This window comes from Paraburkholderia sp. RL17-373-BIF-A (assembly GCF_046030175.1).
Taxonomy (GTDB): Bacteria; Pseudomonadota; Gammaproteobacteria; order Burkholderiales; family Burkholderiaceae; genus Paraburkholderia.
Genome location: NZ_JARESO010000577.1, coordinates 1 through 219 on the forward strand (window position 1 = coordinate 1; position 219 = coordinate 219).

1 protein-coding gene is annotated in these 219 nt (G+C 57.1%); it reads right to left on the reverse strand.

The window, feature by feature from the left end; genetic code table 11:
* Positions 1 to 219 (reverse strand): hypothetical protein (locus P0D80_RS51825; protein WP_408296867.1); only part of this gene is annotated, 219 nt, incomplete at both ends.

Consider the following 219-nt stretch of genomic DNA (forward strand, 5'->3'; position numbering starts at 1 on the left):
GAAACCTGAAATGAGGTGCCGACACTGATTGTTGTGACCGCCTCCCAGTGCTGCGGCAAAGTGGAAAGATTTGTCCCTGCCGTGGCGTTCGGGCGCAAGGAACCACCCCGTTCCTTAACGCTTGCTGAGCGCTGATAGCGCGACTCCATCGTATCAACGAGCGCTCTCACTTCCAGGGTTTGCGGCAAGCGACTGAAGGCGTTGATACCGAAGCTGGTT